Annotated in this window: 11 protein-coding genes and 1 pseudogene; 5 read left to right on the top strand and 7 right to left on the bottom strand. The window is 66.5% G+C overall.

Annotation, left to right across the window (positions count from 1 at the left end; genetic code table 11):
- Positions 1-33: 33 nt before the first annotated feature.
- Positions 34-1,374 carry a 2-hydroxycarboxylate transporter family protein gene (locus BHE01S_RS11810; protein WP_157025320.1) on the bottom strand — a complete coding sequence of 447 codons (1,341 nt, stop codon included), beginning with the start codon at positions 1,372-1,374 and terminating at the stop codon, positions 34-36.
- A 496-nt stretch (positions 1,375-1,870) separates the two neighbouring features.
- Between BHE01S_RS11810 and BHE01S_RS11805 the strand changes: the two genes are divergently transcribed.
- The 3 genes from BHE01S_RS11805 to BHE01S_RS11795 all read left to right on the top strand — a co-directional run bounded on the left by BHE01S_RS11805 (position 1,871) and on the right by BHE01S_RS11795 (position 4,283).
- On the top strand, positions 1,871-2,209 hold the full coding sequence (locus tag BHE01S_RS11805; RefSeq protein ID WP_042264164.1) for a metal-sulfur cluster assembly factor: 339 nt from the start codon (positions 1,871-1,873) through the stop codon (positions 2,207-2,209).
- Between the two features lie 49 nt (positions 2,210-2,258).
- Positions 2,259-3,398, top strand: coding sequence for a hypothetical protein (locus tag BHE01S_RS11800; protein ID WP_042264048.1), 1,140 nt, complete (start codon positions 2,259-2,261; stop codon positions 3,396-3,398).
- A 132-nt stretch (positions 3,399-3,530) separates the two neighbouring features.
- Positions 3,531-4,283, top strand: coding sequence for a membrane protein (locus tag BHE01S_RS11795; RefSeq protein WP_042264045.1), 753 nt, complete (start codon positions 3,531-3,533; stop codon positions 4,281-4,283).
- A 179-nt stretch (positions 4,284-4,462) separates the two neighbouring features.
- On the opposite strand, the gene BHE01S_RS11790 is transcribed toward BHE01S_RS11795, so the two are convergent.
- The 3 genes from BHE01S_RS11790 to BHE01S_RS11780 form a co-directional block, all read right to left on the bottom strand.
- A complete protein-coding gene (locus BHE01S_RS11790; protein ID WP_042264043.1) occupies positions 4,463-5,329 on the bottom strand; it encodes an AraC family transcriptional regulator in 867 nt (288 codons plus the stop codon).
- 108 nt (positions 5,330-5,437) lie between these two features.
- Positions 5,438-5,701, bottom strand: coding sequence for a hypothetical protein (locus BHE01S_RS11785; protein ID WP_042264041.1), 264 nt, complete (start codon positions 5,699-5,701; stop codon positions 5,438-5,440).
- 22 nt (positions 5,702-5,723) lie between these two features.
- Positions 5,724-6,794 carry an MBL fold metallo-hydrolase gene (locus BHE01S_RS11780; protein ID WP_042264039.1) on the bottom strand — a complete coding sequence of 357 codons (1,071 nt, stop codon included), beginning with the start codon at positions 6,792-6,794 and terminating at the stop codon, positions 5,724-5,726.
- Between the two features lie 374 nt (positions 6,795-7,168).
- Here BHE01S_RS11780 and BHE01S_RS11775 point away from each other — a divergent pair, with 374 nt between their 5' ends.
- Positions 7,169-7,528: a COG4315 family predicted lipoprotein gene (locus BHE01S_RS11775; RefSeq protein ID WP_042264038.1), complete on the top strand. Its 360-nt coding sequence runs from the start codon at positions 7,169-7,171 to the stop codon at positions 7,526-7,528.
- Between the two features lie 91 nt (positions 7,529-7,619).
- Here the strand turns inward: BHE01S_RS11775 and BHE01S_RS11770 are convergent, their stop codons facing one another.
- Both BHE01S_RS11770 and BHE01S_RS11765 read right to left on the bottom strand, forming a co-directional pair.
- Complete coding sequence (locus tag BHE01S_RS11770; protein ID WP_042264161.1) at positions 7,620-8,579, bottom strand: NHL repeat-containing protein; 960 nt, start codon at positions 8,577-8,579, stop codon at positions 7,620-7,622.
- 324 nt (positions 8,580-8,903) lie between these two features.
- A complete protein-coding gene (locus BHE01S_RS11765; protein ID WP_042264035.1) occupies positions 8,904-9,851 on the bottom strand; it encodes a LysR family transcriptional regulator in 948 nt (315 codons plus the stop codon).
- Between the two features lie 20 nt (positions 9,852-9,871).
- Here BHE01S_RS11765 and BHE01S_RS11760 point away from each other — a divergent pair.
- Positions 9,872-10,069: pseudogene (locus tag BHE01S_RS11760) on the top strand (RidA family protein); the annotation flags it as partial.
- An 88-nt stretch (positions 10,070-10,157) separates the two neighbouring features.
- On the opposite strand, the gene BHE01S_RS11755 reads toward BHE01S_RS11760, so the two are convergent.
- A complete protein-coding gene (locus BHE01S_RS11755; protein WP_042264157.1) occupies positions 10,158-11,258 on the bottom strand; it encodes an NAD(P)H-dependent flavin oxidoreductase in 1,101 nt (366 codons plus the stop codon).
- Positions 11,259-11,286 lie beyond the last annotated feature (28 nt).

The following is an 11,286-nucleotide window of genomic DNA, read 5'->3' as shown; positions in this document are numbered from 1 at the left end:
CGAAGGCGCGAGCGAGGGGCGCGCACCCGCGCGTCATGCGCCGAAATGGGCGAGCAGGATGAGCGTCACGGTCACGACGATGGCGCCGCCGATACGCGTGGCGATCTGCGCGAACGGCATGAGCTGCATGCGGTTAGCGGCGGTGAGGATCGCCACGTCGCCGGTGCCGCCCTGGCCGCTGTGGCACGCGTTCACGATTGCGGTGTCGATAGGGTACATCTTCATCAGGCGGCCCACCACGAAGCCCGTGCCCATGAGCGTGACCACGGTCGCGGCGATCGTCACGACATTGGCGAGCGTGAACGCGGCCACGAGCTTGTCCCACGGCGTCATCGCCACGCCGATCGCGAACAGCAGCGGGTAGGTGACCGCGGTCGAGAAGAACTTGTAGACCACGAACGCGCCTTCCTGCAGCGGCGGCGAAACCGCGCGCGCGAGCTTCACGAGCACCGCGAGGAACAGCATCGCCACCGGCGCGGGCAGACCGAACAGCTTGTGCGCCATCAGGCCGATGAGATACAGCGTGATCGCCGTGATGCCGGCCGCCGCGATGTGGCTCACGTCCACTTGAGCGCGGACTTCGTCGTCCGACGACGCCAGTTCATCGCTCGCGCCGACTTGCAGACGGCCATTGCCGGTGAGATGCGGCATGCGCTTGCCCAGCATGTCGAGCATGCCCGAAAGGATGATCGCCATGAGGCTGCCGAGCATCACGGGCGGCAGGACCTGCGCGAACAGGTCGCCTTGCGCGACGTGCATGATTTCCGAGTAGCCCACGGAAAGCGGAATCGCGCCTTCGCCCACGCCGCCGGCCATGATCGGCACGACGATATAGAGCAGCGTGTGCTTGACGCCGAGTCCGAGCGCTGCGCCTACGGCGGTGCCCACGATGGTCGCCGCCACCGTGCCGGCCGCAAGCGGAATGAAGATCTTCAGGAACCCCTGGATCAGCACGCGCCGGTCCATGCTGAGAATACTGCCGACGATGATCGAGGCGATGAAGAGATACAGGAAGTTGGTCTGCTTCGTGAACTCGACCGTGAGGTGCTGCACGGGCTTGGGCAGCACGTGGTAGTACACGAGCGCAGACGGCACGAAGGTCGCGAGAATCGCCGCCGCGCCGATATTGCGCAGCAGCGGCAAGCGCTTGCCGAGCTCGGCGCACGTGAAGCCGCAAAAGGCGAGCACGGCGATGGCCATCGAGATCTCGCCGGGCACCTTGCCGGTGACCGCGAAGCCCGCGATCAGCGCAAACAGGATCACGTAGATCGGCAGCGGAATGATGCCGATGCGGATTTCCATCAGCTTCCACCAGCCTTCGGGCCAGAAGCGGGTTTGGGTCGTCGGGGATGACTCGGGAACCGCCTGGCTCACCTGCGAGGCGGCGGGTACGGATGCGCTGTTCTGCACGGGATGTCTCCTTCGTATTCGCGACCGGACTGCGTCGCGTCTCCGGTGCTTGTTTAATGAGGGCTGCGGGCCATCGAGGGATAGACCGCCGGGCCTCTATAAAGCAGTAGCCGTGCCAGTGCGCGCCGGCGCTGAGAAGAATCCGCAACGCATTGATTTGTTTGTCATTTTCCGGAATGCCACTGCGGCCAGGCCACTACCGCTCCGAAATTTCAGAATCGGTCCGGGCCGCAGGCTGAAATCTCAGCCTGCCGCGGTCCGACCGTTGAGCGTGGTGCGCACTAATAGGTGCGCGGGCTTCACCGCCAGAGCCCTGTGCGACTCGGCCCCTGTGCGGCCGATTAGCACAGGGCTGGAATGCGCCAGGGCGTTATGATGACCAAAACATTCATCTACGATGAATGTTTTATGCCGCCCTGTACACGTGATGGGTTATCCCGTCGTTTACCACGAGTTTTTCATGAACACGACCCGCCTCAAACTCGACGACACGGACGAAGAACGCGAGGTCCGCGACGCGCTGCGCTGTGTGATCGACCCCGAAGTGGGCGTGAACATCGTCGACCTCGGGCTCGTTTATGGCATTGAGTTCGGCGCCGAAGGTCTGAAGATCGAAATCACCATGACCTCGCCCGCGTGCCCGATGGGGCAGCTCATCATGAACGAAGTGCAGGCCGTGGCCGGGGAGTCGGTGCCCGAGGGCGTATCCATCGAAGTCGCGCTCGTGTGGGAGCCCGCGTGGGAGCCCGCCATGATGAGCGAGGCGGCGCGCGCCGTGCTCGGCTGGGAGCCCAACTGATTGACTGCGCAAGCGCCTTAGTCATGCTCGCGGCACGCAAGCCCACATCATGAACGCCGCCCCGTCACTGCGCCACCTCGGGAAGCTCGTCGCCGCGTTGACGATCGTCCTCGTACTCGTTTGCGCGGTGATGGCGGGACTCGCACGGCTCGGCGTTCAGGTACCCGATCACGCGATGACGCGTGTCGCGTGGCATGGCGTGCTGATGCTGCCGGTCTTTTTCGGCGCGCTCGTCAGCCTCGAACGCGCGGTCGCGCTGCAACGAGCGGTTTATCTGCTGGCGCCGGCCTGCGCGCTCGCTGCGGGCGTCGTGCTGATCGCAGGCGCTGCGTCCGTGGCCGCGCAATGGCTGCTCATCGCGGCGGCGAGCGTGTCTCTCGTGGCGAGCCTGCAGGTGTTGCGCAAGCAGCCCGCCCGCCATCTGGGCGTGCTTGCGCTCGCGGTGTCTGGCTGGTGGTCCGGCAATCTGGTCTGGGCGATGACGAACGATGTCGCGTCTTCCGTGCCGTGCTGGCTCTCGTTTCTGGTTTTGACGATCGCCGCCGAGCGGCTCGAACTCACCCGCATGCTGCGTTTGCCGCGCGCCGCACGCTATGCGTTTTTCGTGCCGGTCGCCTCGATGACCGCGAGCCTGCCCTGGGCGCTGTTCAAACCCGAGGAAGGAACCCGCCTCTTCGCGGCGGGAATCGTCCTGCTCGCCGTGTGGCTGGCCAAATACGATATTGCGCGCCGCACGGTGCGGCAGCGCGCGCTCACACGCTTCATCGCGGTGTGTCTGCTCGGCGGCTACGGCTGGCTCGCGCTGAGCGGCGTGCTGGGTCTGGCCGGTGCATTGATGCCTGACCATCCGTGGCATGACGCCGCCCTCCATGCACTCACGCTCGGCTTCGTGTTTTCCATGGTGTTTGGTCATGCGCCGGTCATCGTGCCCGCGCTCACGCGGCTGTCCGTGAAATACCATCCGTTGTTCTATGCGCCGCTCGCCCTGCTCCACGCGGGCCTCGCCATGCGCTTGACGGGCGGTCTCGCCGGACTGTTCTGGCTGCGCAAGGCAGGCGGCATTGCAGGCGCCGTGGCGCTGGCGCTCTTTGCGCTGACGCTCATGACCGCTGTGCTCGCCGCACGCCGGGACCGCGCCCGCCGTACCGGCGGCAGACCGATTTCCGACTCGCCACGCCCGCGTTGTTGATCGACGCGGGAACCGGCCCATCCATTGCCGACCCGAAAGCCCGCGATAACATGGCGGCTGCGCGCGAACGCAAGCTGCCGGCGGGTATCATTGAAAAAACACACCCCCCCACCACAACGGGCCCTCTCGTCAATGCGCATTTTCGGAATCAGCCTTTACGTCATCGTCGCCCTGCTCTTTGCAGTGCATGCCATCCGCAACCAGCAGAACATGTACTGGCTGCTGATCCTGTTTCTGTTTCCGGGCCTTGGCAGCCTCGTCTACTTCTTTGTCATTTATCTGCCGGGCCTGCGTCAGTCGCGCGGCGCGAGGGCGACTGGCCGCGCCATCTCGCAACTGGTCGATCCCAACCGCGCGGTTCGCGAAGCGCGCAACGATTTCGACCGCGCGCCGACCGTTGCGCACCGTATGCGCCTCGGCGCTGCGCTACTCGACGCGGGCAACGCCGGCGAAGCGCTGGAGCATTACCAGGCCGCGGCCACCGGGCCGTTTGCATCCGATCCCGCGTTGCTCGAGGGCCTCGCACGCGCGCAGTTTGCCAACGGCAATGCCGCGGCCACCCAGGAGACGCTGGAAAAGCTGTTCGCCGTCCAGCCCGTTGCCCGCCAGCAGCCGGATCCCACTTTGCTGTATGCCCGCGCGCTCGCCGCGAATGGCGCTGCGGGCACGCGCGCCGCATTCGAAGCCGCACTCTCGTGCGCGAGCGACGCCGCCCCGCGATGCCTCTTCGCCGACTGGCTGGCAAGGCAGCCAGGCGACGCCGATCGCCAGCGCTCGCGCGAGCTTTATGCCGACATCGTGCACGACGCAAAGCACTGGCCGCGTCACGCCCGCGAGCACAACAGCGAGTGGCTGCAACGGGCGCAGGCCGCGCTGAGCCGATAGCGCAGACCTTCCCGCGAGAAGGCAGTGAGCAGCCAGACGGGAATCGCCGAAAACGCGGCGCCAGGGAAAAACCCCGTCGGTGGTGCAGCTTCTATCGCCGCGCCAGGCAGCGCTGCGGTGTCATGGTGTGCGCCGGTCATCGAGCCCGGAATCGATATGACATTGCTTGGGGGATGCGTTTAGTCGGGCGTGCCCGTGTCCATGCGCACGCACATGCGCCGGTAAGTGGCCGGCGTCATGCGGTACGCGCGGCGAAACCAGCGGCCGAGATGGCTCTGGTCGGCGAAACCCACTTCCGCGGCGACCCGGGCAGGCGTGTGGCCCGCCGCCAGCAGCCTGCGCGCGGCGCGCAGGCGCAAGCGCACCAGGTACGCGTGGGGCGACGTGCCGAACTCGCGCTGGAACAAACGCGTCAGACGAAACCGGTCGATACCCGAGCTGTCGACGAGTTCATCTAGCCCGATGTTCGCGCTCATGTGTTCGTGCAGCAGATCGCGCACGCGGGCAAGCGCGGGCGAAGCGGGCGCCGCCGCCGCGGCCGTATCGAGCAGATGGCCGCCCAGGCGCTCCAGCAAGCGGTCAAGCGCCTCGTCGCGCGCGAGCCGGCCTTCCTCGCCGTATAGCGCGAGAAACGCGCGGCGGATCGCGTCAATCAGGCGCGGGTCGTCGACGAGCGTCTGGCCGAAGGCGGCCTCCACGCCGGCGAGGCCCGCAATGTTCAGCCTGCGCGCCGCGCGTTCGACCCACGGCTGCGGCAGGTACAACATCGCGTAGGTGAAGCCGCCCGGCTCGGGCGCATGGCCGTCGTGCAGCGCGCCCGGCTCGATCAGGATCGCCCGGCCCGGGACGCTCGTATGCAGCGAACGGTGACACTGAAAGCGCTGCACCCCCTGCTCCGTATAGCCGATCAGCATGTCGTCGTGATCGTGGGGGTCGTAGGCGTGGCCGCTGAAATGCGCGCGCAGACTCTCGATGCCCGTCTGCGCATCGCGCCGCGCGACGAGCCAGTGATCGTTCCGGCCCTCAGCCACCGTGGCGTTCGTCATGGCCAGTCTCGCTCCAGGTTCCTTTTCCCAAGGCCACGAGTGTACGCCAGCCATGCGCGGAGGACAGAACGTGGCCTCGGCGCCCTTTCAGCCGCGTTTAGTCGTCGCTCAGTCGTCGAATTCGCCGGCCTTCAGCGCTTCGTCGAAATCCGCGATCCACGGGGCGAAGTGGTCGGTGTCGTAGGTGGCCGTCTTGCCGTTTGCGATCCGCATGACGGACACCTGCCGGATCGCCGCGCGCTCGCCTGCGGCGGCGGTTTTCTCGTTGTCCGAGATCCGGAACTCGCGCAGGTCGAGCCCCCGGCTCGCGAGCACGGCCTTGACGTCTTCCTGTTCGTCCCAGGAAAACTCGGCGAAGTCGTGGGCTGTCATGGTCGTCTCCTCCAGGGCGTCATCAGGGACTGCACGGCGCGACGGGCAATCCCTCGGCCTTCCAGCGCAACATGCCGCCGGCGAGATTGGCCACCTTGCCGAAGCCCGCCTTGGTCAGCAATACGCTTGCCTGCGCCGAACGCACGCCCGAGCGGCACACCGCCACGACCGGCCGGTCTCGATCGAGTTCGTCGATGCGCGACATGAGCTGCGAGAGCGGCACGAGCTTCGCATCCTGCAGATGCCCGAGTGGGTCGATGAACTCGGGCGCCTCGCGCACGTCGACAATCTGCATCCGGGCCGCATGCTCCAGCAGCGCCATGGGCTCGATTTCCCATACGCCGCTAAAGCGCAGCGTGAGCGGCGCCCAGTCGGGCGTGTCCAGAATCGGCGCGTCGCCTTCGGGCTTGCCGCAGCGCAGGTTGGCCGGCACCGCGACGGCCATCTGCTTCGGGTGCGGCAAATTCAGGTTGTGCATATAGCCCGCGAAGTCGCCGAGATCGACGTCGCCGCCCAGGCGCGGATTGAAGCGGCGCTCCTCCGCCACGCTCGTGACCGTAATGCCGCGATAGTCGTGCGCCGGGTAGAGCAGACAGTCGTCGGGCAGCGTGAGGATCTGCTCGCGCACGGAGGCGAACAGCTGTTCCGCGCTCCCGCCCTGAAAATCGGTGCGGCCGCAGCCGCGTATCAACAGGCTGTCGCCCGTGAAAGCCATGCTTGCGTCGTCGAGCACGTAGGTCAGGCAGCCGCTGGTGTGGCCGGGCGTGGCGCGCACTTCCAGATACCGCTTGCCGAAGGCGATGCGATCCCCGTGCCGCAACGGAAGGTTCACGCCCTCGGCGCCCACCACTTCGGCGAGCGCGATCTGGCTGCCGCTGCGCTCGCGCAAGCGCCACGCGCCCGTGACATGATCGGCGTGCACATGGGTGTCGAGCGTCGCCTTCAGGCGCAGGCCCAGTTCCTGCAAAAGCGCGAGGTCGCGCGGCACCTGTTCGTAGACAGGGTCGATCAGCAGCGCCTCGCCGCTTTCGGGGTCGCCGAGCAGGTAGGTGTAGGTAGACGATACGGGGTCGAAAAGCTGGCGAAAGATCATCGCGGCTCTCTGTTTTGGCAAACGCATGGTTCGCTTTGCAGTATGCCGCATCCGCTTTCGGCCCGGCTGCTCGACGTGCGCAATATGCCCGCGTTTGTTCGGCAGCGAACGAAGGAGCGCGAGGCCGGCACTGCCAACGCTCGTTGCGGCGGCGGCGGGCCTCGCGGCGCATGCGGGCGGGCACTGCGACGACCGCCGCCGGACCTCCACGAGCCGGGCTTTCTTTCAGCCCGGCGTTTTGCGCACCGGGGATGAGCGTCTTGTCGGGCGCGTCGATGACCTGTTCGTGACAGGCGCACCGAAAATGGAAGAAAGGCCGCGGCCAGCCGTTTAACACGTATCCCGGCGGCGGGGTTTTTACAAGGACTGAAATCATGACCAGAATCGTGTTGTGCGCCCTGGCTTGCCTTCTGCCCATTGCGGTGTTCGCGGAGGCGCCGAAAGTGACCAACGGCATGATCGTCGACGACGACGGCATGACGCTCTATACGTTCGACAAGGATACGGCACAAGGCAAAAGCGCCTGCACCGGTGCGTGCGCAACCATGTGGCCGGCCGCGCTCGCCGACCCTTACGACAAGGCCAGCGGCGACTGGGGGCTGATCGCTTCCGCAGACGGGAAGCATCAATGGACCTACAAGGGCCACCCCCTCTATCGCTACGCGAAGGACACACAAGCCGGACAAATGAACGGCGACGGCTTCAAAGGGATGTGGCACACCGTGAAGCCCTGACGCTATCGCGGCACGCCAGTCGATTTCCGTTGACCGCCCCGCTCCGGCGCTTCGGAGCGGGGCGTGGGTCATGACGCTGCATCGCTGTCGATCAGTTGCCGGTGCGCAGTGTCCAGACCGTTGCCGAGTTGGTGTTGTCGTCGACCGCGGCAAACTGCGCGTGGCGCTGGCTGTCCATGCCGAACGCAAGCCCGAACGCCGATCCCGCCGTGGGATCGACCGACATTTGCGCGACGAATTGCCCATCCACGGTAAATTCGACGATCTCGCTGGGCTGTTGCGGATCGGCGTTCACGGCGTCGCCGTTGGCGGTGACGAGATGCCCGTTGGGGGCGAGCGCAAGGGCAAGCGGTCCATGCAGGTGCGTGTTGTCCTGATAGATCAACCTCCCCACTCCGCCGCTATGGTTCGCACCCGCCGCGCCGTAAACGGCGAACACCGCGTTGTCGCCCGTCGAGGCGACGTAGAGCACGTCGCGCTGGCCGTCATAGGCGAGCCCCGTCGGGCCGACGACCAGCGCGGCCGGATCGGTGCGATGCAAGTACCCTGAAGCGACGATCGTCGAGGTCGGCAACTCCGTCACGCCGTTCTCGCCCATCGCGAGGTCGATTCTCGCTACCGTGCCGTTCAACACGTCCGCGACGAAGACCTTCACGAATTTCCCGCCGTCGATCACGGTGAGGTCCCAGGGGCCATCGAGCAAGCGCGCATCTTTCAGTTCCTTGACGAGCCGGCCCTGCGGATTAATGACGAGAAGCGAGCCCGGCGGGATCACGTTCTTGCCGTCGGTGGTCGGCACGTTGCCCACCAGCACGAAGCCGCTTCTCAGTACGGCGAGCGCCGTCGTGAGACCGAGGTGCGCGCCCTGGAAGAACGTCACCGGCTGGTCATTCGGTACGAGCTTCACGATCGTCGTGCCGGTGCCTTGCAGATTCGATTGCGCATTGAAGTTGGACACCACCACATCGCCGGGCTTGAGCGTGCTCCATGAGGGCACGCCGACCGGCACGAACGCAATGCCATACGGATTGACGTCGCCATTGGCCGGCACGGTCGACGACGTCGCGAAGGCCGGCGGCAGGATTGCTTGCTGGGCTTCGGCGCGAACCGTTCCCAGCGCAAGGGCGAGGAGCCCGGCGCCCAGCGCGAGGCAACGCATTCGCGGCACGCGCGCTGCCCGGTTCCTGCGGATGGATGAACGACATGCAGACAACGAGCGAGAAGCTTTCATGTGACACCTCCTTCTCGCGGGGACGATCCGGAACGCCGGGACAACTCGCGCGGCCAGTGAACGCACCATGCTTCGCGCGCCCCGCGTTTTGCGTAAACGATCCTGCGGCGAGGCTATTCCGTTGGCCGCACTCGCAGGCGCCCCTCACCGCGCACGCTTCGCGCGCGGCGCATCCACAGGCGCCGCCAGCTGCTCCACGAGAAAATCCACGAACGCCCGCACACGCGACGTCAAATAACGTGCGTGCGGGTACAGCAGGATAAACGGCCGGCTGCGTCCCCCCTCCTCGCGCAACACTTCCACGAGCCTGCCTTCGCGCAGGTCGTCGGCCACCACGAAGCGATACGTCTGGAAGAGCCCCGCCCCCGCTCGCGCGAGCGTCACGCCGGCAAGCGCGTCGCCCGACGTTCCGTAACTTCCGCTCGTGGTCACATCGCCGTCTTCATAGGCATTGCCGTCGAACGTCCACGCAAGATGGCGCCCACTGCTCGGCAGTTCGAACTGTATGCATTCGTGCGACTGCAGATCCGCCACGGTCTTCGGCACGCCCGCGCGCTTCAGATAAGCGGGCGTGGCCACCACCACCATCTCCGCGTCTTCCAGCTTGCGCGCCACCAGGGTGGAATCGGCCGGCGCGCGCCCGCGAATCGCCAGGTCGAAGCCTTCGTCGGCGAAGTCGATGTTGCGGTTGCTCAGATGCGTATCGACCCGCACCTCCGGATAGCGCTCGCGAAACGCCGGCAAGAGCGGCAGCACGCGGTAGTGTCCGTACGGCGTGGGCATGCTGATGCGCAGCACGCCAGCCGGGGTGGTCTGTTCGCCCATGACTTCGCGCTCGGCGTCCACGAGTTGCGAGAGCGCCTGGCGGCACTGCTCGAAGTAGCGCCGCCCCGCATCGGTCAGGCGGATCTGCCGCGTCGTACGCACGAACAGGCGCACGCCGAGCCGCTCTTCGAGCCGCGCCACGGAGCGGCTCACCGCGGCGGGCGTGACGCTCGCCGCATTGGCCGCCAGCGTGAAGCTGCCCAGCTCCGCCGCCTGGCAGAACAGTTCGATGCTGCCGAGCAGCAGATCGTCGAATTTGCGTTGCATGCCCGTTTTCTCCTGACAAGCGGCATTTGGGCAGTTTCGAGCGCCTGCATCACATCGTGCGCGTGGAGGGCCACGTGAGCAGCGCCGAAGGCTTTTTCGAGCGGCCTGCCGTGCTCGGCGAGAAGGCCGGGCATGCGCGCTCCGCGTTCTCGCACCCGCGACTGCCTCTCGATTTGCCCGTCGAACTCGTGGTGATCGCGCAGATTCTGCCTGCCTGAGGGCGTCTTGTCCGTCACGTAAAGGAACATCGGCACGCGCAGCCACCCGCGCGTGCCGATGTTCCCGTTTGCGCCGATCAAATGCCGCTCAAGCCCACACCGACTGCAACCGTGCGATGCTCTCGCGCGTTTCACGCTCCAGTTGCGCCACCAGTTCCGCCGCCGGCAACGCACGCGCGAGCGGTGCGGCCTGGCCCGCCCACTGCGCGCCGTAGCCGAATTCGCCCTTGGCCTTCGCCGCCGCGATCAGCGCCTTGCCAGCGTCGTACGTAATCGGATAAGACGGAATGCGCGGCGCCTTCGGGTCTTCGCCAAGTGCGGTGAAGCGGTTGACGATGCTGCGCGCCAGGCGTCCCGAGATCGCCGATGTGAACGTGGTATGGCGCGCCGCGTCGCCGAGCAAGGCGGCGCGATAGCCTTCGTCGGCGGCGCTCTCCGGACAGGCCACGAACGCCGTGCCCAGTTGCGCCGCCTGCGCGCCCAGCGCGAGTGCGGCCGCAATACCCGCGCCGTCCATGATCCCGCCCGCGGCGATCACGGGCACGTCGAATTCGCTCACCAGCAGGCGCGTGAGCGCGAACGTGCCGAGGCCGTCGTCGCGGGCATGCTGATCGAACACGCCGCGATGGCCGCCCGCCTCCACACCCTGAGCGACGATCGCATCCACCCCCGCCTCCACCGCTGCGGCCGCTTCGTCGAGATTCGTTGCGCTCGCAAACAAACGAATGCCGGCGTGCCTGAGTTCGGCGATCACCGCATCGGGCGGCAGGCCGAAATGGAAACTCACCACCGCCGGCTTCTCTTCCAGCAGCATGGTTTGCATGGCCTTGTCCACGACAAAACTCGTATAGATCTCCGAGAGCGACGCAGGCGGCTGCGCGCCGTATTGCTCGAACACCGGCGCGAGCCAGTCGAGCCATGCACGCTCCACGGCCGCGTCTGGGGTGGCCGGGCGATGGCAGAACACGTTGACGTTGAACGGCCTCGCCGTCAGCTCGCGCGTCTGGTGGATCGCGCGGCGCGCGTTCTCCGCGTTCATCGCGGCCACGCCCAGCGAGCCCAGCGCACCCGCATTCGACACGGCGGCGGCCAGCGCCGGCGTAGTGGTGCCCGCCATCGGCGCCTGAATAATCGGCTTCTGGATGCCGAGCGAGCGCAGCAACGCCCGTTCGTCCACTTGAGTGCTCATGTTGCGTTCCCTCCGGATGCGTTCCCGT

The sequence above is a fragment of the Paraburkholderia heleia NBRC 101817 genome (assembly GCF_000739775.1).
In the GTDB taxonomy this organism is placed as follows: Bacteria; Pseudomonadota; Gammaproteobacteria; order Burkholderiales; family Burkholderiaceae; genus Paraburkholderia; species Paraburkholderia heleia.
This window is presented reverse-complemented; position numbering and strand designations above follow the sequence as displayed.

Excerpts from the sequence above, each read along its gene's own strand:
- BHE01S_RS11775 (WP_042264038.1), top strand. The coding sequence starts at position 7,169 with ATGACCAGAATCGTGTTGTGCGCCCTGGCTTGCCTTCTGCCCATTGCG.
- BHE01S_RS11765 (WP_042264035.1), bottom strand. The coding sequence starts at position 9,851 with ATGCAACGCAAATTCGACGATCTGCTGCTCGGCAGCATCGAACTGTTC.
- BHE01S_RS11800 (WP_042264048.1), top strand. The coding sequence starts at position 2,259 with ATGAACGCCGCCCCGTCACTGCGCCACCTCGGGAAGCTCGTCGCCGCG.
- BHE01S_RS11790 (WP_042264043.1), bottom strand. The coding sequence starts at position 5,329 with ATGACGAACGCCACGGTGGCTGAGGGCCGGAACGATCACTGGCTCGTC.
- BHE01S_RS11795 (WP_042264045.1), top strand. The coding sequence starts at position 3,531 with ATGCGCATTTTCGGAATCAGCCTTTACGTCATCGTCGCCCTGCTCTTT.
- BHE01S_RS11805 (WP_042264164.1), top strand. The coding sequence starts at position 1,871 with ATGAACACGACCCGCCTCAAACTCGACGACACGGACGAAGAACGCGAG.
- BHE01S_RS11780 (WP_042264039.1), bottom strand. The coding sequence starts at position 6,794 with ATGATCTTTCGCCAGCTTTTCGACCCCGTATCGTCTACCTACACCTAC.
- BHE01S_RS11785 (WP_042264041.1), bottom strand. The coding sequence starts at position 5,701 with ATGACAGCCCACGACTTCGCCGAGTTTTCCTGGGACGAACAGGAAGAC.
- BHE01S_RS11755 (WP_042264157.1), bottom strand. The coding sequence starts at position 11,258 with ATGAGCACTCAAGTGGACGAACGGGCGTTGCTGCGCTCGCTCGGCATC.